Origin of the sequence: Pseudomonas sp. ME-P-057 (assembly GCF_030208975.1) — a bacterium.
GTDB lineage: Bacteria > Pseudomonadota > Gammaproteobacteria > Pseudomonadales > Pseudomonadaceae > Aquipseudomonas > Aquipseudomonas lutea.
Map to the genome: position 1 here is coordinate 18,948 of NZ_JARVSX010000012.1, position 26,292 is coordinate 45,239.

24 protein-coding genes are annotated in these 26,292 nt (G+C 58.5%); 11 read left to right on the plus strand and 13 right to left on the minus strand.

From position 1 onward, the window contains the following. Positions 1-17: 17 nt before the first annotated feature. Positions 18-428 carry a flagellar basal body-associated protein FliL gene (locus QRN48_RS06015; RefSeq protein WP_037016511.1) on the minus strand — a complete coding sequence of 137 codons (411 nt, stop codon included), beginning with the start codon at positions 426-428 and terminating at the stop codon, positions 18-20. 135 nt (positions 429-563) lie between these two features. Between QRN48_RS06015 and QRN48_RS06020 the strand changes: the two genes are divergently transcribed. The 3 genes from QRN48_RS06020 (at position 564) to glpT (ending at position 4,634) form a co-directional block, all read left to right on the plus strand. Then, positions 564-1,541: an NADPH:quinone oxidoreductase family protein gene (locus QRN48_RS06020; RefSeq protein ID WP_285349440.1), complete on the plus strand. Its 978-nt coding sequence runs from the start codon at positions 564-566 to the stop codon at positions 1,539-1,541. A gap of 370 nt (positions 1,542-1,911) precedes the next feature. Continuing rightward, a complete protein-coding gene (locus QRN48_RS06025; RefSeq protein ID WP_285349442.1) occupies positions 1,912-3,042 on the plus strand; it encodes an acyltransferase family protein in 1,131 nt (376 codons plus the stop codon). Between the two features lie 242 nt (positions 3,043-3,284). Next, complete coding sequence (gene glpT / locus QRN48_RS06030; RefSeq protein ID WP_037016518.1) at positions 3,285-4,634, plus strand: glycerol-3-phosphate transporter; 1,350 nt, start codon at positions 3,285-3,287, stop codon at positions 4,632-4,634. Positions 4,635-4,754: 120 nt separating this feature from the next. Here the strand turns inward: glpT and QRN48_RS06035 are convergent, their stop codons facing one another. After that, a complete protein-coding gene (locus tag QRN48_RS06035) occupies positions 4,755-5,384 on the minus strand; it encodes a gamma-glutamylcyclotransferase (RefSeq protein WP_285349560.1) in 630 nt (209 codons plus the stop codon). On the opposite strand from QRN48_RS06035, the gene QRN48_RS06040 reads away from it, so the two are divergent. After that, positions 5,310-5,534 carry a hypothetical protein gene (locus QRN48_RS06040; RefSeq protein WP_285349565.1) on the plus strand — a complete coding sequence of 75 codons (225 nt, stop codon included), beginning with the start codon at positions 5,310-5,312 and terminating at the stop codon, positions 5,532-5,534. The genes QRN48_RS06035 and QRN48_RS06040 overlap by 75 nt on opposite strands. A gap of 95 nt (positions 5,535-5,629) precedes the next feature. On the opposite strand, the gene QRN48_RS06045 is transcribed toward QRN48_RS06040, so the two are convergent. From QRN48_RS06045 to QRN48_RS06070, 6 genes are all read right to left on the minus strand, one after another. Beyond that, positions 5,630-6,598, minus strand: coding sequence for a CDP-6-deoxy-delta-3,4-glucoseen reductase (locus tag QRN48_RS06045; RefSeq protein WP_191944117.1), 969 nt, complete (start codon positions 6,596-6,598; stop codon positions 5,630-5,632). Further along, positions 6,598-8,064, minus strand: coding sequence for a 4-hydroxy-3-polyprenylbenzoate decarboxylase (gene ubiD / locus QRN48_RS06050; protein ID WP_037016525.1), 1,467 nt, complete (start codon positions 8,062-8,064; stop codon positions 6,598-6,600). The genes QRN48_RS06045 and ubiD overlap by 1 nt, the downstream gene beginning before the upstream one ends. 77 nt (positions 8,065-8,141) lie before the next feature. Further along, positions 8,142-10,094 carry an acyltransferase family protein gene (locus tag QRN48_RS06055; protein WP_191944119.1) on the minus strand — a complete coding sequence of 651 codons (1,953 nt, stop codon included), beginning with the start codon at positions 10,092-10,094 and terminating at the stop codon, positions 8,142-8,144. 286 nt (positions 10,095-10,380) lie between these two features. Then, positions 10,381-11,640 carry a transcription termination factor Rho gene (gene rho / locus QRN48_RS06060; RefSeq protein WP_037016529.1) on the minus strand — a complete coding sequence of 420 codons (1,260 nt, stop codon included), beginning with the start codon at positions 11,638-11,640 and terminating at the stop codon, positions 10,381-10,383. 228 nt (positions 11,641-11,868) lie between these two features. Continuing rightward, the gene (trxA, locus tag QRN48_RS06065) at positions 11,869-12,198 is read right to left on the minus strand and encodes a thioredoxin TrxA (protein WP_037016532.1); all 330 of its coding nucleotides are present in this window, start codon (positions 12,196-12,198) and stop codon (positions 11,869-11,871) included. 123 nt (positions 12,199-12,321) lie between these two features. Next, entirely contained in the window at positions 12,322-13,026 is a 705-nt protein-coding gene (locus QRN48_RS06070) for a FadR/GntR family transcriptional regulator (protein ID WP_191944120.1), read from the minus strand. Between the two features lie 265 nt (positions 13,027-13,291). Here QRN48_RS06070 and QRN48_RS06075 point away from each other — a divergent pair, with 265 nt between their 5' ends. The 5 genes from QRN48_RS06075 to ppx all read left to right on the plus strand — a co-directional run bounded on the left by QRN48_RS06075 (position 13,292) and on the right by ppx (position 18,024). Beyond that, positions 13,292-14,077, plus strand: coding sequence for a transporter substrate-binding domain-containing protein (locus QRN48_RS06075; RefSeq protein WP_191944121.1), 786 nt, complete (start codon positions 13,292-13,294; stop codon positions 14,075-14,077). 23 nt (positions 14,078-14,100) lie between these two features. After that, a complete protein-coding gene (locus QRN48_RS06080) occupies positions 14,101-14,766 on the plus strand; it encodes an amino acid ABC transporter permease (RefSeq protein ID WP_191944122.1) in 666 nt (221 codons plus the stop codon). Next, the gene (locus QRN48_RS06085) at positions 14,763-15,413 is read left to right on the plus strand and encodes an amino acid ABC transporter permease (RefSeq protein ID WP_191944289.1); all 651 of its coding nucleotides are present in this window, start codon (positions 14,763-14,765) and stop codon (positions 15,411-15,413) included. Before QRN48_RS06080 ends, QRN48_RS06085 begins: the two co-directional genes overlap by 4 nt. Further along, entirely contained in the window at positions 15,400-16,134 is a 735-nt protein-coding gene (locus QRN48_RS06090) for an amino acid ABC transporter ATP-binding protein (protein ID WP_285349451.1), read from the plus strand. Before QRN48_RS06085 ends, QRN48_RS06090 begins: the two co-directional genes overlap by 14 nt. 387 nt (positions 16,135-16,521) lie before the next feature. Then, positions 16,522-18,024, plus strand: a complete 1,503-nt coding sequence (gene ppx, locus QRN48_RS06095) for an exopolyphosphatase (RefSeq protein ID WP_191944123.1) — start codon at positions 16,522-16,524, stop codon at positions 18,022-18,024. On the opposite strand, the gene ppk1 is transcribed toward ppx, so the two are convergent. Further along, on the minus strand, positions 18,011-20,233 hold the full coding sequence (gene ppk1, locus QRN48_RS06100; protein WP_037016541.1) for a polyphosphate kinase 1: 2,223 nt from the start codon (positions 20,231-20,233) through the stop codon (positions 18,011-18,013). The genes ppx and ppk1 overlap by 14 nt on opposite strands. A 645-nt stretch (positions 20,234-20,878) precedes the next feature. On the opposite strand from ppk1, the gene QRN48_RS06105 reads away from it, so the two are divergent. Next, positions 20,879-21,496: a DedA family protein gene (locus QRN48_RS06105; RefSeq protein WP_244653653.1), complete on the plus strand. Its 618-nt coding sequence runs from the start codon at positions 20,879-20,881 to the stop codon at positions 21,494-21,496. 132 nt (positions 21,497-21,628) lie between these two features. Next, positions 21,629-22,309 (plus strand): isoprenoid biosynthesis glyoxalase ElbB, encoded by a 681-nt coding sequence (gene elbB / locus QRN48_RS06110; RefSeq protein WP_191944125.1) that lies wholly within the window; start codon positions 21,629-21,631, stop codon positions 22,307-22,309. Between the two features lie 74 nt (positions 22,310-22,383). Here elbB and QRN48_RS06115 read toward each other — a convergent pair whose 3' ends face one another. From QRN48_RS06115 to abc-f, 4 genes are all read right to left on the minus strand, one after another. After that, positions 22,384-22,869, minus strand: coding sequence for a YaiI/YqxD family protein (locus QRN48_RS06115; protein ID WP_285349455.1), 486 nt, complete (start codon positions 22,867-22,869; stop codon positions 22,384-22,386). 148 nt (positions 22,870-23,017) lie between these two features. Further along, positions 23,018-23,644, minus strand: coding sequence for a LysE family transporter (locus QRN48_RS06120; protein ID WP_037016547.1), 627 nt, complete (start codon positions 23,642-23,644; stop codon positions 23,018-23,020). Between the two features lie 106 nt (positions 23,645-23,750). After that, positions 23,751-24,353, minus strand: coding sequence for a mechanosensitive ion channel family protein (locus QRN48_RS06125; protein WP_285349457.1), 603 nt, complete (start codon positions 24,351-24,353; stop codon positions 23,751-23,753). Then, positions 24,353-26,263 (minus strand): ribosomal protection-like ABC-F family protein, encoded by a 1,911-nt coding sequence (gene abc-f, locus QRN48_RS06130; RefSeq protein ID WP_285349458.1) that lies wholly within the window; start codon positions 26,261-26,263, stop codon positions 24,353-24,355. Before abc-f ends, QRN48_RS06125 begins: the two co-directional genes overlap by 1 nt. Positions 26,264-26,292: the final 29 nt, after the last annotated feature.

A 26,292-nucleotide genomic window follows, 5' to 3' on the forward strand; every position in this document is an offset into this window, starting at 1 on the left:
TGCTCTGAAGACCCGGATTACTGCGCGATAAAGTTGTTGAACAGCAGATCATCCACCACAGGCTTGCCAGTCTCCTGAGTCAGCACCTGTTGAGTCTGCTTCAGCGCTTCCTGACGCAGCTTCTCTTTGGCGTCGACGTTGCCCATGCTGTCGACGGTCTGCTGAGTGAACAGCGCAACCAGTTGGTTACGAATCAGCGGCTCGTTCTGCTTCACCAGCTTCTGAGCCTCAGCGCCCGTCACGCGCAGCGCAACGTCGGCTTTATAGACATGCAATTTTGGGTTGCCATCCAATGCGTAGTTACCTACGAAAGGTGGCGTCAGTGCCACATAGGACACCTTGTTCGGGTCCTCCTTCTCGCCACCCTCTTCGGCCAGCGCCACAACAGGCATCGACAAGGCCATCAACATCAGAATCCACGCTTTCACAGTCCACTCCTCAATCCGTTTCGCCGCATGGCTTGTTCAAGCTTATGCAGACCTATCAGGCCGGGGCATGCTCATTGACCCCACAACCTCGCTACCTGTACTTATCGGCCATCACCGAAAAAGGAATAGCCCTCGATGAAAGCCGTGCTCTGTAAAGCCTTCGGTCCCGCAGCAGATCTGGTACTGGAAGATATCCCCAGCCCGCAGCCGAAGAAAAACGAGATTCTTCTGGACGTGCACGCCGCCGGCGTCAACTTCCCGGACACGCTCATCATTGAGGGCAAGTACCAGTTCAAACCGCCATTTCCTTTCTCTCCGGGAGGAGAGGCTGCCGGCATCGTGACGGCAGTTGGGGAAAAAGTCAGCCATGTACGCGTTGGCGACCGGGTGATGGCGTTGACAGGCTGGGGTAGCTTTGCAGAGCAGATCGCGGTTGCCGGGTACAACGTGCTGCCAATTCCCGAGACGATGGACTTCACTACCGCCGCCGCATTCAGCATGACCTACGGAACATCCATGCATGCCCTCAAGCAGCGCGCCAATCTGCAGGCTGGCGAAACCCTCCTGGTGCTCGGCGCTTCCGGGGGCGTCGGCCTTGCCGCTGTCGAGATTGGCAAAGCCATGGGTGCTCGCGTGATCGCCGCCGCCAGCAGCGCAGAGAAGCTCGCGGTTGCCAAGAACGCAGGCGCGGACGAACTGATCAACTACAGCGAAAGCAATCTGAAGGACGAGCTCAAGCGGCTCACCAACGGTAACGGCATCGATGTGATTTATGACCCCGTCGGCGGTGATCTCTTCGATCAAGCCGTGCGCGGCATTGCCTGGAACGGTCGACTGTTGGTCGTTGGCTTCGCCAGCGGGCGCATTCCCGAACTGCCAGTCAATCTAGCGCTATTGAAAGGCGCTTCGGTGGTGGGCGTGTTCTGGGGCTCGTTCGCACAGCGCCAGCCACAAGACAATGCAGCGAATTTTCAGCAGCTGTTCGCCTGGTACGGCGAGGGCAAGTTGAAGCCTTTGGTGTCGAAGGTTTATCCGCTTGAACAGGCGGGTGAAGCGATTGATTCGCTGGCGCAGCGCAAGGCGGTGGGCAAGGTGGTGGTTGGGGTTAGATAGAACATCACAGTAGCCAGACCTGTCGACAAATGATGGGCTGGCATTTGATAACGTGGACCTGCTTGTGGGAGCTGCGACAGCACCCCACGAGCCAAACATACAAAACGCCACCGGTCCTTCTTGGCCAGATGTTGGTGGCAACAGCCCATGGTTCCGGGCGTCGCGTAGGACGGCTCCTAAACTCACCGCCAGGTGAAACAGCGCGCGACGAAGCGTGTCGGCTTCCGTATATTTCACCGCCGATACATGCCGACGTGACTTAGCGTACGCATTACCTCTTCAGCGCGTTTGCGCGTGACGTCACCGGCTCTCAGCGGGCCTCTACCTGCTCAGTATCGACCTCAATACAAAAGCCGTGGACGAAGTGTCGATGACCGTAACCCTGATCCTGATAACGCTGTATATGTTGTCGATAACGCTGTTTTGCCTTGCGACCCAACGCCTGCCGATCCTTTCCCGGGATGCCCTTCATCGCGTCTCGTCGCTGGACGGGCTGCGTGGCGTGCTGGCGACTGCCGTAATCGTCCACCATTTCATCGTCAGTTATTACTGGCACGTCAACGGGGTCTGGGAAACCACCGACAGCCGCGTGCTCAACAACATGGGCACAGTTCCGGTGTCGTTGTTTTTCATGATCACGGGTTATCTGTTTACTGCGAAGGTCTACCGAAGCGAGCCCAAATGGCGGCAGATTCTGTCTTCAAGGGTGCGGCGGATCTTACCGATGTATCTCTTCAGCGTCGCATTGATCACAGCCATCGCGTTGTATCAATCTGCGGGCGTCAGCGCACCCATCATGGAGACGCTCAAAGCGCTGGGCCGCTGGGTGATTCTTATTGGCAGCCCCATCAATGGCTTCCCCGAAACCGTCCGAGTCAACGCCTCGGTGCAATGGACTCTGCTGTATGAGGCGGTGTTTTATCTGTCGCTGCCGGTGCTGTATTGCCTGCTTCGCCGCAGGCTTCCGGGACTGGCAGTGGCCGTGGCGCTGATAACACTGGCCTGTCTTTGGGGCGAATACCACCACCACTTTCATAACCGATTCATCAAATTGTTTGCCGTCGGCATTGCCGTTGCGGTTTTTGAAGAGCGGATGCGTCAATGGCGAATCGACTTCAAGGGTGTGCGGTGTACGTTGACCGCCATCGCAATCTTGCTGATCTGCATGAAGCTCAAATCGTACTCGACGCTGCAGATGCTGATCCTTGGCATTCCATTCGCGCTGTTCGTATTGGGTAACAGCCTGCATGGTGTGCTGGAGGTTCGGGGGTTGAAGATCCTGGGCGAAGCCAGCTTCAGCATTTACCTGCTGCACGGCATTGTCATTTACAGCCTGTTCAGCCTGCTGAATGTCTACGACTTCGCGTCATCCGATACCGTTAGTTACCTGCTCTATCTGCCGCTGATCATTCTGTTGACCAGCAGCCTGAGTGTCGCGACGTACTGGTGTATTGAGCACCCGTTTCTGCGTAGAAAACCTTCTGACGCTGACCCAGCCTGATCATTCCCCTATGCGTTGATAATGGCCAGCTACTTCTGGGTGCTGAGCACACGCGGCCACTTTTACCTCTCCCAACTGCTCAAACCCACCGGCAAGGCACTTCTCAAGACGTAGATGTTCGCAAAGGAATTCGCCCCGCCCCCGAATTTACTGCTTTTTATCCGATGAGAAGCCTTCCTGTTTTCTGTAACGAAAATGTAATATTCGGTTTCGCATAACAATATAAAAAAAGGGGTGTTCCGATGTTTGCCTTTTTCAGACCCGCCGCGCATCAGGCTCCACTGCCTGAGGAGCACGTCGACAAAACTTACCGTCGCCTGCGCTGGCAGATTTTCGCAGGTATCTTCTTTGGCTACGCCGGCTACTACCTGCTGCGCAAAAACTTTTCTCTGGCCATGCCTTACCTCATCGATGAGGGCTACAGCCGCGGCCAGCTCGGGGTGGCCATCTCCGCCATCGCTATTGCGTACGGCTTGTCGAAGTTTCTGATGGGGCTGGTGTCGGACCGCTCTAATCCGCGCTATTTCCTGCCGTTCGGCCTGGTTATTTCCGCGCTGGTGATGTTCGTTTTCGGTTTTGCACCTTGGGCGACGTCCAGCGTGACGATCATGTTCATTCTGCTGTTCATCAATGGCTGGGCCCAGGGCATGGGCTGGCCGCCGAGTGGGCGCACGATGGTGCACTGGTGGTCGCAGAAGGAACGCGGCGGCGTGGTCTCGGTGTGGAACGTGGCGCACAACGTCGGCGGCGGTCTGATCGGTCCGCTGTTCCTGCTCGGGCTGGGCTGGACCAACGACTGGCACGCGGCTTTTTATGTACCCGCTGCCGTTGCCCTGTTCGTCGCGCTGTTCGCCTTCATCACCATGCGCGACACGCCGCAGTCCGTCGGTTTGCCGCCGATCGAGGAATACAAGAACGACTACCCCGAAGGCTACGATGCGAGCCATGAGGAAGAATTCACCGCCAAGGAAATCTTCGTCAAATACGTACTGCGCAACAAGATGCTTTGGTACATCGCACTTGCCAACGTCTTTGTGTACCTGCTGCGTTACGGCGTACTGGACTGGGCGCCTACCTATCTGAAGGAGGCCAAGCACTTTGACGTCGACAAGACATCCTGGGCGTACTTCTTCTACGAGTGGGCGGGGATCCCGGGCACGCTCCTGTGCGGCTGGATGTCGGACAAGGTCTTTCGTGGCAACCGTGGCCTGACGGGCATCGTGTTCATGGCGCTGGTGACCGTCGCGACAGTGGTTTACTGGCTCAACCCGCCAGGTAATCCCACCGTCGACATGATTGCGCTGGTCTCGATCGGCTTCTTGATCTACGGCCCGGTCATGCTGGTCGGCTTGCAGGCGCTTGAGCTGGCACCTAAAAAAGCGGCAGGTACAGCGGCCGGCTTCACGGGGCTGTTTGGCTATCTCGGAGGCTCTGTCGCGGCCAGTGCGCTAATGGGTTACACCGTTGACCATTTTGGATGGGACGGCGGTTTCGTGCTGCTGGTCGGCGCGTGCATTCTGGCGATGCTGTTTCTTGCGCCAACGCTGTGGCACAAGCAGGTAGCCAGTCAGTCACGGGAAGAACGCGCGTAAGTAGCGCTGGCGGGTGAAGCACAGGGGCGCGTTTGCCCGCGATGCGATGGGCCAGCTGACAAGGTGGCGTTAATGAAATCGCACCGCGGGCAAGCGCCTTCCTACAGCGATCCCAAACGGCTAGACAGCCAGCAACGCCGGCCTGCACCGTTTGAATCGTGCCTCCAGGCTCAAGTCAGGCATGGCATGTGTGCGCAATGCACGGATGGTCTGCTCGACGTAGTCCCACGTGCTGCCGTATCGCCCGCTGGCGCTGGCCAGGACTTGGGTGAGTACACTGTCGGGCAGATTCCCCGCATAACTGGGCAAGTGACGCTCCAGTACGAATCCCAACGCCTGCACCTTAGTGCCGTCTTCTAGCCGGCAATTGAGCCAGTGCGGACGATAGGAAGGGAATGGCATTTCTCTCTGCCACAGGGCGAGCAGTGACTCGTCAATGTCCTCTTCAGGCAAACGGTACGCGAAGCCACTGCAGGAGCCGCCACGGTCCAAACCGAATACCAGCCCAGGTTGCTCGGGTGTGCCGCGATGCTCATGGGACCAGAGATAAAGCCCGCGATGATAGCCATGTACTCGGCCTCGTTGGCGTTCCACAGCGTTGCACTCAGGTCGCCAAATCAAAGATCCATATGCGAACAGCCAGATCGGTCCGCCCTGGTGGCGGCTCATCGTGGCATGGATGGAAGCGAGGAGCTGTTCGCGAGTCAGTTTCGGCCCAAGGTCGATAACTGGCGGGTAGGCCAACCCCAAGCCGTCGTGGACGGCCTCGGCCAGGATATTGATTTGATTCCCCATCTGGTTCCCCCCACTGGCAAGACTGACGCCAGTGCAACGCTGAACACTTATGAAACGGGTCTGGCAACAACGAATGAACAATCAGACGGCATTGCAGGCATGTGACCATGAGACTCGGTCCCTGACGTGCTGGTCACGTCAGAGAAACCGCTATCTGACAAACAGGCATGCAATCCTCTGTCCACTTTCTGCTATAAGACTTAAGGCCTCGGCGCGTAGGCGAAGACATCCGCCCGCATCTGGTGCGCATCCATTCCCGCGAGCACAAGCGCGTCCAGCGTCGAATAGACCATGGCCGGAGAGCCGCTGGCGTAGACATGAAGCGACTTCAAATCGCTGAAGTCCTCGCAGACCGCCTCATGCAGCATTCCGCAGCGACCTTCCCAACCGCACAGATCGCTGACGATTTTGTGCAGAAAAAGGTTAGGCAGCGTCTGCCATTCATCCCAATGCTTGAGCTGGTAAAAATCTTCCGGACGGCGCATTCCCCAATACACATGTACCGGGTGCGCAAAGCCCTTCGAGCGGCAATGTTCGATGAGGCTGTGCATCTGCCCCATGCCGGTGCCTGCTGCGATCAGAACCAGCGGGCCGTCCGGCAACTCGCCCAAGTGGGTATCACCGAAAGGCAACTCGACGTGCGCCATGCCATCACGCTGCAGCTGCTTGATCAGATTTTGCGCACTCGCCTCACGGGCCAGCACATGAATTTCCAGATCTCGCCCGCTTTCCGGCGCAGAAGCCATGGAGAAGGCTGACTTTTCACCGTCGTCCCGATTGATCATCAGGTACTGACCCGCGTGATAGCGCGGCGGCTTGCCCGCAGGTGCGCGAAGCATCACCCGCCAGACATCACCGCCCACCTCGACACATTCGCTGACCTGACATGCGTACTTGCGCACCGGCAACTCGCCGAGCGGCAACACACTGTCCCACAGCACCACGCAGTCTTCCTGAGGCACTGCAAGGCAGGTAAAGATTTCGCCATGGCTGCGAAGCTCTCCGGCCTGCTCGACGCTGCCTTCAACCAGCAGCGCTGAGCAGATATGGCAGTTGCCATTGCGGCAGCTCTGGGGACATTCGTAGCCCAGACGTTGGGCGGCGTCGAGAATCCGCTCACCTGGCAATGTTTCAATGACTGCGCCCGATGGCTGCAAGGTTACACGCATCAATCAATTCCCAGCTGTGTCCAGAGTTCATCGATCCGGCGGGTCACTGCTTCATCCTTGACGATGGCACGACCCCATTCACGGGTGGTTTCGCCAGGCCATTTATGGGTGGCGTCGAGCCCCATCTTCGAGCCCAGCCCAGAGACCGGCGAGGCGAAGTCGAGATAGTCGATTGGCGTATTGTCGATCATCACCGTATCGCGCTTGGGGTCCATGCGCGTGGTGATCGCCCAGATGACGTCGTTCCAGTCACGGGCATTGATGTCGTCGTCAGTGACGATAACGAACTTGGTGTACATGAACTGTCGCAGAAACGACCAAACGCCCAGCATCACGCGCTTGGCATGGCCGGGGTACTGCTTTTTGATCGTCACCACCGCCATGCGGTACGAACATCCTTCCGGCGGCAGGTAGAAGTCGACAATCTCCGGAAACTGCTTTTGCAGGATCGGCACGAACACTTCGTTCAGCGCAACGCCCAGAATGGCAGGCTCGTCAGGCGGCCGGCCGGTGTAAGTGCTGTGATAGATCGGCTTGATGCGGTGTGTGATGCGCTCGACCGTGAAGACCGGAAAGCTGTCGACCTCGTTGTAATAGCCGGTGTGGTCGCCGTACGGCCCCTCATCCGCCATCTCGCCGGGATGAATCACACCCTCCAGCACAATTTCCGCGCTGGCCGGGACTTGCAGGTTATTGCCACGGCATTTGATCAACTCGGTGCGATTGCCTCGCAGCAGACCGGCGAATGCGTATTCAGACAGGCTGTCAGGTACAGGTGTCACCGCCCCGAGAATGGTTGCCGGATCAGCGCCCAGTGCCACAGAGACAGGAAACGGCTCGCCCGGGTGCTTATCGCACCATTCCTTGAAATCCAGCGCACCACCGCGATGGCTGAGCCAACGCATGATCACCTTGTTGCGGCCGATCACCTGCTGGCGATAGATGCCGAGATTCTGCCGTTCCTTGTTAGGCCCGCGCGTGACCGTCAGGCCCCAGGTGATCAGCGGACCTACGTCGCCCGGCCAACAGGTCTGCACCGGCAGCATGCCAAGGTCCACATCGTCGCCCTCGATCACGATCTCCTGACAAGGCGCATCCTTTACGACCTTGGGCGCCATGGCGATGACTTTTCTGAAGATAGGCAACTTGGACCAGGCGTCCTTCAAGCCCTTTGGGGGTTCAGGCTCTTTCAAAAACGCCAGGAGCTTGCCGATCTCGCGCAGCTCTGAAACCGATTCGGCGCCCATGCCCATCGCCACCCGTTCAGGCGTGCCGAACAGATTGCCGAGCACCGGGATATCGAAACCTGTAGGTTTTTCGAACAGCAGTGCCGGGCCCTTGCTACGCAGGGTCCGGTCGCAGATTTCGGTCATTTCCAGCACTGGGGAAATGGGTACCTGAATGCGTTTCAACTCTCCGCGCTGCTCAAGCTGCTGCACGAAATCCCGTAAATCCTTGAATTTCATCGACCCGGCCACTCATTAAATAGATGCACATCCTACCTGCTCTGACCGCGAAACATCTTGATCGACGTACAGCTTGATCAATTTTCCGCTCTGCTGCGCAGCATCGGGATGAACAGCGGGCTTAACCGGGCGCCGCCAGCGTCGGATAAATGTCCGTCATCCTTATATTGAGATTGACCATCGATCTCGACATGACAAATACCACCCTCACACATCATCGGATAAGGATCGATCACATGGACGCCAGAATCGGCCTCGCTCATGGAATCGAAGAGCTTGTTGAGAAAGCTCTCCCGTGCAAGGTAATCAGCCGCCGGACGACCCAGGCCGCTGGTCGAGCGGCCGATCCGCTCCAGACTTGTTAGTCGACTGACGGAGCCCTTTTGTTGCTGCGGCACCTCTTTGAACAGCCAAACTTGGGCGCCAGCCTCCCTTATCTGAACAACACGCGCCCGCAAGGCGCGCTCCATTCGCGCCTCTGCCTGCGCTTGATCATCGTGCTGGTTGAGCAGCACCTTTTTGTCACCGTCTTCGCGACCATAAACATAGAGCGTCCAATTGGAGGCAAGCAGAACGTCCTTGATACCCAGGCGTCGGACCTGCTGCATCGTGCGGTCATTGAAATCCCTGCACCGTTGGCGAGGATCATCGCTAAGTATCGGAGGACAGCCGCTCATGCTGTAGAGCCACACTGGTTGTCCGACTTCGCCGGAGGCAATCTTTAACGCGGGCATGAGCGCTGCAGAATGACTGTCGCCCCAAACCATCAGGCGGGGTATGACATCGGGTTTCTCACCTATCAGACATGCACGGTCCAGGGTTTTGTCGGACGAAACGTACATGCAATCGAGTTGACCAGCTCGCCATGTTCGGGCTTTCGCGAAGGCAAGCTCCTTACCCGTCATGCGCTGGGGAAAGCCATCTGCAGAGCGCACTAAACTACCCAACAAAGCGAACGCTCCTATCGCGATCAAACCAGCCACAAGGACGGACTTTGACCCACCAAGCAGTTGCTTCTCGCGAAACGGGAGTTCTACAAAACGCCAGCTCAACCATGCGATGCCCAAGGACAACAGGATCCATCCAGCAGCCTCCAAGGGCTGAATACCATCGCTTGAAATTGCGTTGGCATATACGTAAACCGGCCAGTGCCAGAGATAGAGAGAGTAGGACAGCAGGCCTGTCCATACCAATGTCCGCACACTAAGCAAACGGCCGACCCATGTCGTGCCCTGGGCACCGGACCATATTAGCGCTGCTGCGCCGAGGACGGGGACCACCGCGGCCCAGCCCGGGAATGCTGTAGTTCTGTCAAAGGTAAAAACAGCGAAGAGCACCGCAATCAATCCAGCGATGGCTGTGGCCTGGCGAACCCAGGGTTTCGGGGCTCTGGACACTGGAAGAACAGCGAGCATCGCTCCGCATAACAACTCCCAGGCACGCGATGGGAGGGAAAAGAACACAAAATCAGGCTTGCGTTCAATACAGAGGATATTCAGTCCAAAAGAGACAAACAAAAGTGCAAGTAGCATCCAGCGCCAATGGCGAACATGGCGCACTAATAGCACCATCAATAGCGGGAAGAAGACGTAATACTGCTCCTCTACGGCGAGCGACCATGTATGGAGAAGCGGCTTTAGCTCTGAGGCTGGCTGAAAGTAACCGTCCTCACGCATGAATAAGATATTTGATATGAACAGTGATTGATAACGGACCGTTCTACCAAGCTCGGAGAAATCCTTGTCGGTAAACAGCAGCCAACCCAGTGCCAAAGTCGCAAGCAATACTACGCTCAGCGCCGGCAGAATACGCCGTGCCCGCCTCGCCCAAAAATCTACGAAACTGAAGCGCCCAGCATTGATCTCGCGATAGAGAATTCCGGTGATCAGAAAGCCGGAAATAACGAAAAAGACATCAACACCGACGAAGCCGCCGCTGAACGGGCTGATACCGAAATGAAAGAGTACAACCGGAATAACGGCCAGCGCCCGCAATCCGTCAATGTCACGGCGGCTGCCGAAAGTGTGCATAACGTCCCTTACTGCTTGAGAGAGATCCGATTCTATCCACAGGGGCTCATATCCCGGCTCGACGCAACACCTCCAGCCAGACACAAGACGCTTCCAAGAACGTGTCCGATCAACTGCTTGTTGGCCAAGGACCGCCCTGATGCCTGCCACGCCAGGCCTGTGCATGTAGACGCGCGACAGTTTACAGCAGCCCACGTACCAATCCAGATACAAATCATTCGCACGGATTGTGGCGCAAAAAAAAGGCGCCTTTTTCAAGGCGCCCTTTCTTGGACAAACGCAGGTGTTACTTGCGCTTCATCGACAGGAAGAACTCATCGTTGGTCTTGGTCTGTTTCAGCTTGTCGATCAAGAATTCGATGGCAGCGACTTCATCCATGGGATGCAGCAGCTTGCGCAAAATCCACATGCGCTGCAGCTCGTCATCGGCGGTCAGCAACTCTTCGCGGCGCGTGCCGGAGCGGTTGATGTTGATGGCCGGGAAGACGCGCTTCTCGGCGATCTTGCGATCCAGAGGCAGCTCCATGTTGCCGGTGCCTTTGAATTCCTCGTAGATCACTTCGTCCATCTTCGAGCCGGTTTCAACCAGCGCGGTGGCGATGATAGTCAGCGAGCCGCCCTCTTCGATGTTTCGAGCCGCACCGAAGAAACGCTTTGGCTTCTCGAGGGCGTGAGCGTCGACACCACCGGTCAGGACCTTGCCGGAGCTTGGAATGACGGTGTTGTAGGCACGAGCCAGGCGGGTAATAGAATCGAGAAGGATGACCACGTCTTTTTTGTGCTCAACCAGGCGCTTGGCCTTTTCGATCACCATTTCGGCGACCTGCACGTGACGGGTGGGTGGCTCGTCAAAGGTGGAGGCGACCACTTCGCCGCGCACGGTGCGCTGCATTTCGGTCACTTCTTCCGGACGCTCATCGATCAGCAGAACGATCAGATGGACTTCGGGATTGTTGCGGGTGATGTTCGACGCGATGTTCTGCAGCATGATGGTCTTGCCCGCTTTGGGCGGAGCAACGATCAGGCCACGCTGGCCTTTGCCGATCGGAGCACACAGATCGATCACGCGACCGGTAAGGTCTTCGGTGGAACCGTTACCGGCTTCCATCTTCATGCGAATGGTCGGGAACAGCGGTGTCAGGTTTTCAAACAGAATCTTGTTCTTCGCGTTTTCTGGACGGTCGAAGTTAATGGTGTCGACCTTGAGCAGTGCGAAGTAACGCTCGCCTTCCTTCGGTGGACGGATCTTGCCGACAATGGTGTCGCCCGTGCGAAGGTTGAATCGGCGGATCTGGCTGGGCGAGACGTAAATATCGTCAGGGCCGGCGAGGTAGGAGGCGTCTGCAGAACGAAGGAAGCCGAAGCCATCCTGGAGGATCTCCAGCACGCCGTCACCCGAGATTTCCTCGCCGCTTTTCGCGTGCTTCTTCAGCAGGGAGAAAATTACGTCCTGCTTGCGCGAACGGGCCATATTTTCTATGCCCATCTGTTCGGCCATTTCGAGCAGATCGGTAATAGGCTTTTGCTTGAGTTCAGTCAGGTTCATATAGGAATGACGTAATCATGTATGGAGGGGGAAATTAAGCTTTTGGCTTAATGAGGCCGCGCCGCAGAGAAGGCGACAGGATCGCGTGCAAATCGAAAGGAGAGCGTCGGCGACGGCTAGCAGGGGGCAACGGAGAAGCCGTTGCGGGGCCGAATGTACCACTTGATTTTCCGAGCGTCTAGTACGACGCCTGAAAAAAACCCCGCGATTTGCGGGGCTATATCGTCATCAGATGTTGGCGTCGAGGAACGCTTGCAACTGAGACTTGGACAGTGCGCCAACCTTGGTCGCGGCGACTTCACCGTTCTTGAACAGCATCAGGGTCGGGATACCACGGACGCCGTGCTTGGCGGGGGTTTCCTGGTTTTCGTCGATGTTCAGTTTAGCGATGGTCAGCTTGCCATCGTAGTGGGTAGCGAGGTCATCCAGAACCGGCGCAATCATCTTGCACGGGCCACACCATTCAGCCCAGTAATCCACCAGTACCGGGCCGGTAGCCTTCAGGACATCGGCGTCGAAGCTCGCGTCGCTGACGTGTTTGATCAGGTCGTTACTCATGAGATTTCTCCGAGGTCATAGGCAAAAAAACGTGGGCCATCATAACTGTGTCACGCGGTGACAGGAAGACGAGGCTCATTGTCTCTAGCTATGACTCGGCATTACCGCCTTAATTGCACCGGGTTATGCAGTCGGTGCGACGAACACAATGCCGGTGCGCAACGCCGCGCCTCGGATATGCTCCTGCATGGCTTTCTGTGCCGGGCCAGAGGCGTTTCTCGCCAGCGCCCGGAGAATCTTGCGATGCTCTTGCCAGGTTTCCATCGCCCTGCCCGCGCGGATGAAGGGCAGCTTCTGGCTCTCCAGAAAGATATCGGCGCTGCGGGTAACGATGCCCAGAATGGCCTGATTTCCACTCGCGACCAGGATGCGCCGATGGAAATCAAAATCCAGCCGGGCCGCACTGTCAAAATCTCCAGCCTTGAGTTCAAGGCGCATGGATTCGACATTGTCTTCCAGCACATCGCGCTCGTCGGCGGTTAGCGTTACCGCAGCCAGGCCTGCCGCAAAGCCCTCAAGCGCATAACGCAGCTGAAAGGTCTCAGTCGGCGAGGCCTGCGCTGCATATGGCCATGAGAATCCACCCGTGCTCCTTTGTGGCTCGCGAACCGCCTGCACGAAGACCCCTTTGCCGGGCTGCACACTGATCAGACCCAACGCGCTCAGCGATGACAACGCCTCACGCAATGAGGCGCGACTGACGCCCAGACGGATTGCCAGATCTCGCTGCGACGGCAGGCTATCGCCGGGACCATAGCCCTGCTCGGCGATCAATTTTCGGATCGCCATGAAGGCGGCTTCAGGCACTGCTACAGGGCTTGGATGCATGGCGATCAGTCAGCGTAAACCGTAGGAAAAAACCCTTGTAGCGCCATCGCACTCATCCCGCAAGTCACGCCCAAGCGAGGGGCGCCGGGCATTGCGAGCGCGCCAAAGGGGGGCGGCCATCGAGGCGTACTGTTCAGACCAGTTAGACCGGATCACGCCTTGACGCCGCATTCCACGGTGATGAGCGAACCGCTGGCATGGGCTGTGCACTGGAGCTCGGACTCACCCGGGCTTCGCCTGCACATTGATTGATCGGAGACATCATATGACCAAGCGTTACAGCGCCCTGCTCGCCGCCTTGTTTGCCAGCCTGATGCTCGGCCAGGCCCCCGCTCATGCGAATGGTCTGGATGATGTAACCACCCGCGGCACCCTGAAAGTCGCTGTGCCACAGGATTTCCCGCCGTTCGGCTCGGTGGGACCTGACATGAAACCGCGAGGTCTGGACATCGATACGGCGCAACTCATCGCCGACCAGCTGAAAGTCAAACTGGAGCTGACGCCGGTCAACAGCACCAATCGCATTCCGTACCTCACCACCGGCAAGGTTGATCTGGTGATTTCCAGCCTGGGCAAGAACCCGGACCGCGAAAAGGTCATCGATTTTTCGCGCGCCTACGCCCCCTTTTACCTCGCCGTATTTGGTCCGCCCGAAGCTGCAATCAAAAGCGTGGACGACCTGAAAGGTAAAACCATCAGCGTGACCCGCGGCGCCATCGAGGACATCGAGCTAACAGCCGTCGCCCCGAAGGAAGCCACAATCAAACGTTTTGAGGACAACAACTCCACCATCGCGGCCTATCTGGCCAAGCAGACTGACCTCATCGCCAGTGGCAACGTGGTCATGGTCGCCATCAGCGAGAAGAACCCAAAGCGCATCCCTGAGCTGAAGGTCAAGCTCAAGGATTCCCCCGTGTATGTAGGCGTCAACAAAGGCCAGCCGGAGCTGCTTGCCAAAGTGAACGAGATTCTTGAAGCAGCGAAGAAAGACGGCGCTCTGGAGAAAAACGCGCAGACCTGGCTCAAGCAGCCATTGCCTGCCGATCTCTGATCACCGACCGTCGAGGCTTCTGAATGGCTTATCAGTTCGACTTTATTCCGGTCTTGCAGAACGCTGACCTGCTCTTGCGTGGCGCGTTGTTTACGCTGGAGCTCACCGCTATTGGCACCCTGTTGGGCGTCAGTGTCGGAATTGTGGGGGCGATAGTCAGGGCGTGGAAGATTCAGCCGTTCTCAGCGATCTTCGGTGTTTACGTCGAGCTGATCCGCAATACCCCGTTTCTGGTACAGCTGTTCTTCATTTTCTTTGGGCTGCCGTCGCTGGGTCTGCAGATATCGGAGTGGCAGGCCGCTGTACTGGCGATGGTCATCAATCTCGGCGCTTACTCGACAGAAATCATCCGCGCGGGCGTGCAAGCCATCCCACGCGGTCAGATTGAAGCGTCAGCCGCGCTGGCAATGACTCGCTTCGAAACCTTCCGCCACGTCGTGCTTGTTCCGGCGCTGGGCAAGGTCTGGCCGGCGCTCAGCAGCCAGATCATCATCGTGATGCTCGGCTCGGCGGTGTGCTCGCAGATCGCCACCGAGGAGCTGAGCTTTGCGGCCAACTTCATTCAGTCGCGCAACTTCCGCGCCTTTGAGACCTACATCATTACCACGCTGATCTACCTGTGTATGGCGCTGCTTGTGCGTCAGTTGCTGGCCTGGATTGGCCGGCGCTATATCGCGAGGAGTCGCTGATGGATTTCACCCTTTGGGACGTCGTGCGCAACTTGCTGACCGGGCTGCAATGGACGCTCGCGTTGTCGCTGGTGGCGTTCATCGGCGGTGGCGTGATCGGGTTGCTGGTGATGACGATGCGCATCTCCGAGAAAGCCGCGCCGCGCAGGCTTGCGCGCGGTTACATCGAGCTGTTCCAAGGCACTCCGCTGTTGATGCAGCTGTTCTTGGTGTTTTTCGGCGTCGCGCTGATGGGCATCGATATCTCGCCCTGGCTTGCAGCAGCCCTGGCGTTGACGCTGTTCACCAGCGCCTATCTGGCTGAAATCTGGCGCGGCTGCGTAGAGTCGATTTCCAATGGGCAGTGGGAAGCGTCCGCCAGCCTGGCCCTGACGCCGTTCGAGCAGTTGCGCTACGTGATTCTGCCGCAAGCGCTGCGCATCGCCGTCGCGCCGACGGTGGGGTTCTCGGTGCAAGTGGTCAAGGGCACTGCGGTTACGTCGATCATCGGCTTCACGGAGCTGACCAAAACGGGGGGCATGCTGGCCAACGCCACGTTTCAGCCTTTCATGGTCTACGGCTTTGTCGCCCTGGGCTACTTCCTGCTGTGCTATCCGTTGTCGCTCAGCGCGCGCTACCTGGAAAGGAGACTTCATGCCTCTGCTTAGAATTTCCGCCCTGCACAAGTATTACGGCGACCATCATGTGCTCAAGGGTATCGACCTGAGCGTCGAGGAAGGCCAGGTCGTGGCAATCATCGGGCGAAGCGGTTCGGGCAAGAGCACGCTGCTGCGCACGTTGAACGGGCTGGAGTCGATCAATGACGGCGTAATCGAGGTCGATGGCGAATACCTGGACGCCGCGCGGGTTGACCTGCGCAGCCTGAGGCAGAAGGTCGGCATGGTCTTTCAGCAGTTCAATCTGTTCCCGCATCTCACGGTCGGCGAAAACGTCATGCTCGCGCCGCAGGTGGTGAAAAAAACATCCAAAGCGGAAGCAACCAGGCTTGCGAAGGAGATGCTGAATCGCGTGGGCCTGGGCGAAAAATTCGACGCCTTTCCTGACCGACTCTCGGGTGGTCAGCAGCAACGCGTCGCGATTGCGCGTGCCTTGGCCATGTCGCCCAAGGTGCTGCTCTGCGACGAGATCACCTCGGCTCTGGATCCTGAGCTGGTCAACGAGGTGCTCGCTGTGGTTCGCGAGCTGGCCAAAGACGGCATGACGCTGATCATGGTGACTCACGAAATGCGTTTTGCCCGAGAGGTCGGTGACAAACTGGTGTTCATGCACCAGGGCAAAGTCCATGAAGTGGGCGACCCACGAGAACTGATGGCCAACCCGAAAACGCCCGAACTGGCGAATTTCATCGGGTCGGTTGAGCAGGCGTGAGCCCGACTGAAAGAACAGCTTCGGCTCAAACTGTAGGACCGGCTTTAGCCGGGAAGGCGTCAGGTGTCACACCGCAACATTGATGGCGCACAAACAGGCCTCTTCCCGGCTGAAGCCGGTCCTACCAAGATACCGAGTGCATCCTGTGGGGCTGCCTGTGGCTCAAGTTGTAGGACCGGCTTTAGCCGGGAAGACGTCAGCAGTAGTTTGCAGGATTGAGGGCGCGCACACCGGCCTCTTCCCGGCTGAAGCCGGTCCCACTAACACTGCAGGCGTCTCGTCGTACTGGCTGCGGTCCCGCTGAATCCTGCGTAAATGCGTTGCCGGTTTGGCGAAGGTGATGGATCGTGGCACGATGTCGGCGTTATCGACCGAGATCTTTTGACCATGCCGCTATCCACAGCCAAAAACCTCTCGCTGATCGCCGCGATCGACCTGGGCTCCAACAGCTTCCATATGGTTGTCGCCAAAGCCAATCAGGGCGAAATTCGCATCCTGGAGCGGCTCGGTGAGAAAGTGCAGCTGGCCGCGGGGATCGACGACGACCGCCGCCTCAGCGAAGAATCCATGCAGCGCGGGCTCGACTGCCTCAAGCGCTTTGCCCAACTGATCAATGGCATGCCGCCCGGCGCTGTGCGCATTGTCGGCACCAACGCCCTGCGAGAAGCCCGTAATCGCAACGAGTTCATCCACCGCGCCGAAGAAATTCTCGGCCATCCGGTGGAGGTCATTTCGGGCCGTGAAGAAGCGCGTCTGATCTATCTGGGCGTGTCCCATACGTTGGCCGACACGCCTGGCAAACGCCTCGTCGCCGACATTGGCGGCGGCAGTACCGAATTCATCATTGGCCAGCGCTTTGAGCCGTTGCTGCGCGAAAGCCTGCAGATGGGCTGTGTCAGCTTTACCCAGCGCTATTTCAAGGACGGCAAGATCACGCCGGCGCGCTACGCACAGGCCTACACAGCGGCGCGCCTTGAAATCATGAGCATTGAGCACGCGCTGCATCGTCTGACATGGGATGAGGCTATCGGCTCGTCCGGGACCATTCGCGCCATCGGCCTGGCCTTAAAGGCAGGCGGTCACGGCAGTGGCGAGGTCAATGCCGAAGGCCTGGCCTGGCTCAAGCGCAAGCTGATGAAGCTGGGCGAAGTGGACAAGATCGATTTCGAAGGCCTCAAGCCTGACCGCCGGGCGATCTTCCCGGCGGGCCTGGCGATTCTCGAAGCCATTTTCGACGCCCTCGACCTCAAGCGCATGGACCACTGTGAGGGCGCGCTGCGCGAGGGCGTGCTCTACGACCTGCTGGGTCGCCATCATCACGAAGACGTGCGCGAACGCACGCTCAGCTCGCTGATGGAGCGCTATCACGTCGATCTGGAGCAAGCCGCTCGCGTAGAGCGCAAGGCGCTGTCGGCACTGGAGCAAGTGGCCAAGGCCTGGGACCTGGAAGACAAAGCGTACCGCGAGTTATTGAGCTGGGCGGCAAAGGTGCATGAGGTGGGGCTGGACATCGCTCACTATCATTACCACAAGCATGGAGCCTACTTGATCGAGCACTCGGACCTTGCTGGCTTCTCACGCGAAGACCAACAGATGCTCGCGCTGCTGGTGCGCGGGCATCGTCGCAATATTCCGAAGGATAAATTTGCCGAATTCGGCAACGAAGGCGTCAAGCTGATCCGTCTGTGCGTATTGCTGCGTTTCGCGATCCTGTTCCACCACATCCGCGGCACCCAAGAGATGCCGCAGCCTGTGCTTACCGCCAACGATCACACCCTGGACATCGTGTTCCCGGATGGCTGGCTGGAAAACAACCAGCTGACTCAGGCCGACTTCGCGCTGGAAGCGGAGTGGCTGACCCGAGTCGGCATCGTCCTCAACGTACGCTGAGGACCGGGTTGCTCAGCTTTTCCAACAGCATCGCCTGCACATTGCGGGCGTTCTGATTGCCGGTCGGGGTGCTGCGCAGGTAGCGCCCGTCTGGCTGCAGCAGCCAGGCGTGGGTGTTGTCGGTCAGATACCCCTCCAGTTCTTTCTTCACTCTTAAGATGAGTTTCTTGCCCTCAACCGGGAAGCAGGTCTCGACGCGCTTGTCGAGGTTGCGCTCCATCCAGTCGGCGCTGGAGAGGAACATCTGCTCGTCGCCGCCGTTGAGGAAGTAGAACACTCGGGTGTGCTCAAGGAAGCGGCCGACGATCGAGCGCACCTGGATGTTGTGCGAGACGCCTGGCACGCCAGGGCGCAGGCAGCACATGCCACGCACCACGAGGTCGATTTTGACCCCGGTCTGGCTGGCCTTGTACAACGCGCGGATGATCTTCGGATCGGTCAGCGAGTTGAACTTGGCAATGATGTGCGCGGGCTTGCCTTCGGACGCGAATTGCGTCTCTCGGGCAATCATGTCGAGCATGCCTTTTTTGAGCGTGAACGGCGCATGCAGCAGCTTTTTCATGCGCAGGGTTTTGCCCATGCCGATTAACTGACTGAACAGTTTGCCGACGTCTTCGCACAACGCATCGTCAGATGTCAGCAGGCTGTAGTCGGTGTACAGGCGCGCGTTACCCGCATGGTAGTTGCCGGTGCCCAAATGCGCGTATCGGACGATCTCGCCCGCTTCACGCCGCAAGATAAGCATCATTTTTGCGTGAGTCTTGTAACCCACTACGCCATAGATCACCACCGCGCCAGCCGCTTGCAGGCGGCTCGCGAGTTGCAGGTTCGATTCTTCGTCGAACCTGGCGCGCAGTTCGATGACGGCGGTGACTTCCTTACCGTTGCGCGCGGCATCCACCAGTGCGTCGACGATTTCCGAGTTGGCACCGCTGCGGTACAGCGTCTGACGCACGGCCAGTACGTGAGGATCTTTCGCCGCCTGACGCAGCAGGTCCACCACCGGCGTGAAGGATTCAAAGGGATGCAGCAGCAGAATGTCCTGCTTGCTGATCACGTTGAAAATGTTCTCGCTGTTTTGCAGCAGCTTGGGGATCGCCGGGGTGAACGGCATGTATTGCAGCTCGGGATGGCTGTCCAGACCGGTAATGCTGAACAGCCGCGTGAGGTTCACCGGACCGTTGACCTGGTACAACTCGGTCTCGCTCAGGTTGAATTGCTTGAGCAGGTAATCCGATAGCAGTTTCGGGCAGGTGTCTGCCACCTCCAGCCGCACCGCGTCGCCATAACGGCGGGAGAACAACTCACCACGCAATGCGCGCGCAAGGTCTTCCACGTCTTCGGAGTCGAGCGCCAAGTCGGCGTTGCGGGTCAGGCGGAACTGGTAGCAGCCTTTGACCTTCATGCCCTGAAACAGGTCATCGGCATGGGCATGAATCATCGACGACAGGAACACGTAGTTGTCCCCTGGGCCGCCAACGTCTTCAGGCACTTTGATGATACGCGGCAGCAGTCGCGGTGCCGGGATGATGGCCAGACCTGAATCGCGACCGAAGGCATCGATACCTTCCAGCTCCACGATGAAGTTGAGCGACTTATTGACCAATAGCGGGAACGGGTGAGTCGGGTCCAGGCCAATTGGCGTAATGATCGGGGCAATCTCGTCACGGAAATACCGACGTACCCAGGCCTTGATCTTGGCGTTCCAGTTGCGCCGGCGAATGAAGCGCACCTGATGCTTTTCAAGCTCCGGCAAAAGGATGTCGTTAAGAATCGCGTACTGACGATCCACATGGCCATGGACCAGCTCGCTGATACGCGCCAGCGCCTGATGGGGCTGCAGCCCGTCAGCGCCAGCCTGTTCGCGAGCGAAGGTGATTTGCTTCTTGAGCCCGGCGACGCGAATTTCGAAGAACTCGTCCAGGTTGCTGGAAAAGATCAGCAGAAACTTGAGCCGCTCAAGGAGCGGATAGGACTCGTCCAGCGCCTGTTCCAGCACTCGGATGTTGAACTGCAGTTGCGACAGCTCGCGATGAATGTAAAGGCTGCTGTCATCCAGATTGGGCACTGCGGCGATGTGCGGGGCCGGATGGTGGGGTTCCAGCGCAGGGACCACTTCAATGGTCGGCTCGACAACGGCAGTGACCTCTCGGTTGACGGGCTGAGGGTCAAGCTCGACTGCGGCTTCGGTAGATCCTTCGGTGCTCATTGATAATCCTGTAAGGCAATTGGCCTTGTAACAGTTGGGCCGCGCATTTGGCCGGTGTCGGAATGCCGCTTGTGCCACAACTGTGGTGACGTACGGCATGGGGCAACGGTCACGCCAACGGCGTAGCGGTTATAGGGACATGCAGCGCGATCCGATCGTATGCGTCAGAGCGACAAGCGTCAGGGCCGATGATGTGAGCGGTTTGACTGCCCACGCTACGGATTTCTCCCCGCCGTGCAACCCCCGCCATGCAGATTTGCTGCCCCTGCCTGACGGCGCGGGCACCATCCTGCGCCTGGCGCCACACAATAGGTACGAGAACACGAGCGGCAGCGGGCTGCTTTGGAGCGCAGCAGGTGCGAACTGCGCGCGGCTCAATGGAGCACAGCGCGTGGAGCTGACGATGAGGGCAAAGCGCACGGAATGCTCCCGGCCCGTCCAGACGGGCAAGCGTGACATTTATAAGCGGCGATTATGACGCTTGCGTGACAGCTGTAATCACGACGTATTGCGTAGGACACAAACCCTCCTCCCAAGCGAATATTCGGTCCCGAACGTGGGAAACTTTAACGCGGTGACACATTTGCATACTTTCCTGAATGCCTTGGGCGCGTTAGGCTGCGCGTTCATTTCGCCAGCACCCAAATGATGCTCCAGCATTTTTTACAAGAATTTGGCTATTTCGCCCTTTTCCTCGGGACCTTTTTTGAAGGCGAGACCATTTTGGTGCTTGCCGGATTTCTTGCGTTCCGCGGATACATGGATATCAACATTGTCGTGGTCGTGGCTTTTTTCGGCAGCTACGCAGGCGATCAGTTGTGGTATTTCATGGGACGCAAACATGGCCGCAAGCTCTTGGCTCGCAAGCCGCGCTGGCAATTGATGGGCGACCGGGCGCTGGAGCATATCCGGCGTCACCCCGACATCTGGGTGCTGAGTTTCCGCTTCGTTTATGGGTTGCGTACAGTCATGCCCGTGGCCATCGGCTTGTCCGGGTACCCACCCGGTCGCTACCTGTTACTTAACGGCATTGGCGCAGCTGTGTGGGCAGCGGCGCTTGGCGCCGCGGCGTACAAGTTCGGCTCCGTGCTTGAGGGCCTGCTGGGCAACGTCAAGAAGTACGAGCTGTGGGTGCTCGGCGCGCTGCTGGTAATCGGTGTGCTGCTTTGGATACGCCGCCGCATCAAGAACGCTCGCGTTGCCCGCGAAGCCAGATTGGCAGTCGCCGCCGACGCTCAAGCCAAAAGCACGCCAGACGAGTAAATGCCCGGCGCATGCCGATGTTTCCGGAGACATTCGCTGCGAACGTTGTCCCAGGTTCATGCCTAGTGACAATCAGCGCACGGCTGGCCCGCGTACAGGTCCAGGCGGATCGCCCGAGAGAGGAACACGTGAATGACTAAAAAAGTGGCCGTAATACTTTCTGGCTGCGGCGTTTACGACGGCGCGGAGATTCATGAAAGCGTCCTCACGCTGCTGCGCCTTGATCAGCGCGGCGCTCTGGTGAAGTGCTTTGCACCCAACATCCCCCAGCACCATGTCGTCAATCACCTGACCGGCGAAGAAATGCCGGAAGCGCGCAATGTGCTGGTCGAGTCGGCGCGAATCGCCCGAGGCGCCATCGAGGATATTCGGGAGGCCGACGTCACCGAATTCGATGCGCTGATCATCCCGGGTGGCTTTGGAGCCGCGAAAAATCTTTCAAACTTCGCCACACAGGGCGCCAGCTGCAAAGTGCAGGCTGAAGTGCTGGCGATGGCCGAGGCGTTTGCTGCGGCTGGCAAGCCCGTGGGGCTCATCTGCGTGTCCCCGGCATTGGCTGCGAAGATTTACGGACCGGGCGTTACTTGCACGATTGGCAACGACGTCGACACTGCGGCAGCCATCACCCGAATGGGCGGCACTCATCAGGACTGTGAAGTAACCGACATCGTCGAGGACAAGGACCGCAAGTTGGTCAGCACGCCCGCTTATATGGTTGCCAAGTCTATTGGCGACGCCGCATCCGGCATCAACAAGCTGGTGGATCGTGTACTTGAACTGGTGCAGGAAAACGAAGAACGCGCTTCTGCCTGACTCGTTATGGTTTCCGCCAAGGGGCGCCGCTCGTAAAGCAGGCTTGCAGGCCGGGCATCTAAAACCTGCGCAAATCAGTTCTGCGGAGACTCCACGGCAGGTTGGGCGAACGCCCGGGCCAGGCGCGTCAGAATCCGGTCCAGACAATTGGCGAATGCCTGCTTCTCACGCTCGCCATACGCGCCCTGCCCGCCGCTCGCCTGGCCCTGCTCACGCAGATCGGTAAAAAGATTACGCATCGCCAGGCGCTGGCCCATGTTCTGGGCATCAAATTCCTTACCCCGCGGATCAAGCGCTGCCACGCCGTTCTTGACCAGCCGATCTGCCAGCGGCACGTCGCTGCAGATAACCAACTCACCCGGTACGGCATGCTCGACCAGATAATCATCGGCCGCGTCCGGACCGCTGGGCACAACGATCAGTTTGACCAGACTCAGACTGGGCTTGATTTGACTTTGCCCTGCCACTAACACGACCTCGAACTTGCGTTTGAGGGCGAACTTGATGACCAAGTCTTTGGCCGCCTTTGGGCAGGCGTCGGCATCAATCCAGACGCGCATAGGTAACTCCAGCTTCGGAATATGAATTAAGCGGTACCAGCCCCGGCGCTTTTTACCTGAGCCAGTCTCACTCAGTAACAGCGAGATCGGCGTTCGCCAGGAAGCGCTGGCAATGCGCAGGTAGATTTCATGCTCAGCGGCGCTTTGATCAAGCGCGGTGCAACGTGGCAAGGAACGCCGCCGCGCTGATGAACAATCCGGCAAACGTGCGGTTCATTCGTCGCTGCTGCCTGGGGGTCTTGAGTACCCGAAGCACTTTGGACGCAAGGCCCGTATAGCCCGCCATGACTATGAGGTCCACACAGACCATGGTTGCCGCGATGATCAGATATTGCGGCACCAGCGGCTGATGGGGGTCAATGAACTGCGGCAGGACCGCCAGCATGAACACCAGCGCCTTGGGGTTGCTGATGTTCACCAGAAACCCTCGCGCCACGAGCGTCAGAGGTTTGCCTACAGGGCGCACCGCCGAATCGTCGGCCAGATCGCTCGGCAGGGCACGCCACTGTTTGACGCCCAGGTACACCAGATACGCGACGCCAAACCACTTGATCAGCGTGAACGCTATTGCGGAGGTCGCCAGCACAGCGCCTAGCCCTGCGGCCACCACTGCAATTTGCGCGACCAGGGCGATCTGCAAGCCCAGCGCATTCCAATATCCACGCCAGAATCCGTACTGCAGGCCGCTGGACATGGAGGCGATGGCACCTGCACCTGGAGAAAGGCTGATGATCCAGCTGGCGGCCAGGAAGGCCAACCATGTTTCAAGCGACATAACGCACCTCAGGCAGTAATCCTGGCCCTAACGTAGTGCTTCCGGGGGCCGAAAACCAATCATTTCTGACTGTTGCGGCCGCTTGGCCGGCAGCTGTTCCGGTCTGTCAGCGTTGAGTAGTTTCAGCGAGACGCTTCTGCGCCGAGATGACCGCTGCACCGTCATTGCCGCGCCAGCGCCGGATGGATTTCTGGAAGAACTGGCTGTTGGGAACCTGCACAAGCGTGCCACCCAGCTCGGCAGGCTCGATCAATGTGGTGAACATCAGGTTGATCGCCGTAACGCGCCCTTTGATGCCCGGCTTGTCAGTGGTGTCGACCAGCTCAACCACATCGCCGATGCGAAACGGCCCTATGGTAAAAATCAGGACCGCGCACAGCAGGTTCGACAACACGCTCCACAAGGCGAAGAACGCCACGGCCGCCACCGCGACAAAGCCGGACAACGCAGCCCAGAGCACAGAGGCTGATACACCCAGGCGACCCAGCACCGCAACGAAAGCGGTGCCCATGATCAACCAGCGCAATCCACCGCGCAGCATGACCAAAAGCTCTGGAGGCAAGAGCGGATAGCGTTCGGCCAGACGGGTCAGGAATCGGCCCACCACGCGCTGCAGCGTGTAGCCGACCAGCAGAATCAAGAGGATCTGCAGGCCGACAAGAATGGGTTCGATCCAATACGCCGGAACGGGTAAAGCCAGTGACTCCATCAGGACAACGCTTCCAGCTCTGCCTGCATGGACTCAAGCAATTCCAATGCTTCCATCCACGCTTCTTCAAGCTCGGATTCGCGGGATTTGAGCTTGGCCTGATCTGCAAGCAGGTCGCGCAACTTGTCTTTGTTGGTAGCTTCGTAAATACCACTGTCGCCCAGTGCCGATTCGATCTTCGCCAGTTTCTCGTGCAGTGTGCCAAGCTCTTTTTCGAGCTTGTCCGCTTCGCGCTTGTGCGGGGCGAGTTGCTGACGCAACGCCGCAGCCTGCTGACGCTGGGCCTTTTTGTCAGTCTTGTCGACATTCACCGGGGTATTGCTGACCGGTGCATTGCGCAGCCGGTAGTCCACCAGCCAACGCGCATAATCATCCAGGTCACCGTCAAACTCCTGCACAACACCGTCGGCGACCAGCAGGAAGTTATCAGTCGTGCTTTTGAGCAAATGACGATCGTGAGACACCACCAGCACCGCACCACTGAACTCTTGCAACGCCATGGTCAAGGCCAGGCGCATTTCCAGGTCGAGGTGGTTGGTGGGTTCGTCGAGCAGCAGCAGATTGGGTTTGTCCCAGGCAATCAGGGCCAACGCCAGCCTTGCCTTCTCGCCGCCCGAGAAATTCAGCACTGGCTCGTCCAGGCGCGCACCACGGAAGTCGAAACCACCGAGGAAATCACGCAACGCCTGCTCGCGCTCGGCAGGAGCAATGCGCTGCAGATGCAGCAATGGGCTGGCCTTGGCGTCCAGCGAGTCGAGCTGGTGCTGGGCAAAGTAGCCAACCACTGTGTTCTCGCCGCGCACCATACGACCGCTCAGCGGCTCAAGCTCACCGGCAAGGTTCTTGATCAACGTGGATTTACCGGCGCCGTTCGGGCCCAGCAAGCCAATGCGTGCTCCCGGCGTTAGCTGCAGCTTGACCTTCTGCAGGACGGCTTTATCGCCATACCCCAGCCGCGCGTCAGACAAATCCAGCAGCGGACTGGAGATTTTGTTCGATTCACGGAAGGTGAAATCAAACGGAGAATCGACGTGGGCCGCGGACAGCTCTTCCATCCGCTCCAGTGCCTTGATCCGGCTCTGAGCCTGCTTGGCTTTGGTGGCCTGGGCCTTGAAGCGCGTAATGAATTTCTCCATGTGCGCGCGCTGAGCCTGCTGCTTGTCATACGCCTGTTGTTGCTGGGCGAGGCGCTCGGCACGGGCGCGCTCGAAAGCGCTGTAACCGCCGCGATAAAGTGTGATCTTTTTCTGCTCGACGTGAGCGACATGATCGACCACTGCATCGAGAAAGTCACGGTCGTGAGAGATCAGCAGCAACGTACCCTGATAGCTTTTGAGCCAGTCTTCGAGCCAGAGAATGGCGTCGAGATCCAAGTGGTTGGTGGGCTCGTCGAGCAACAGCAGGTCTGACGGGCACATCAATGCCTGCGCCAGATTCAGACGCATACGCCAGCCGCCGGAGAAGTCGCCAACCTGACGCTCCATTTGCTCGTTGGTGAACCCCAGCCCCGCCAGGAGCTTGCGCGCCCTGGCATCGGCGGTATAGCCGTCGGCGCTGTCGAGTTCCGAATGCAGACGCGCCTGTGCGGCACCGTCCTGCGCAGCTTCGGCGGCAGCGAGGTCCTGTTGCACCTGACGCAGGCGCAGGTCACCATCAAGGACGTAGTCCACCGCCAAGCGATCAAGCGTGTCGACCTCCTGGCGCATGTGCGCGATGCGCCAGTCGGCAGGCAGCAGACAATCGCCGTTATCGGGGGTCAGCTCACCCCGCAGCAATGCGAACAGGCTGGATTTGCCGGCGCCGTTCGCGCCGATAAGGCCGGCTTTCTGGCCGGCGTGCAGGGTCAGCTCGGCGTCTTCTAGCAGACGTTGCGGACCACGCTGTAAGGTAAGGCTTTGAAGTCTGATCATAATGGCGGCGGAGTCTACCAGCTTCGCCC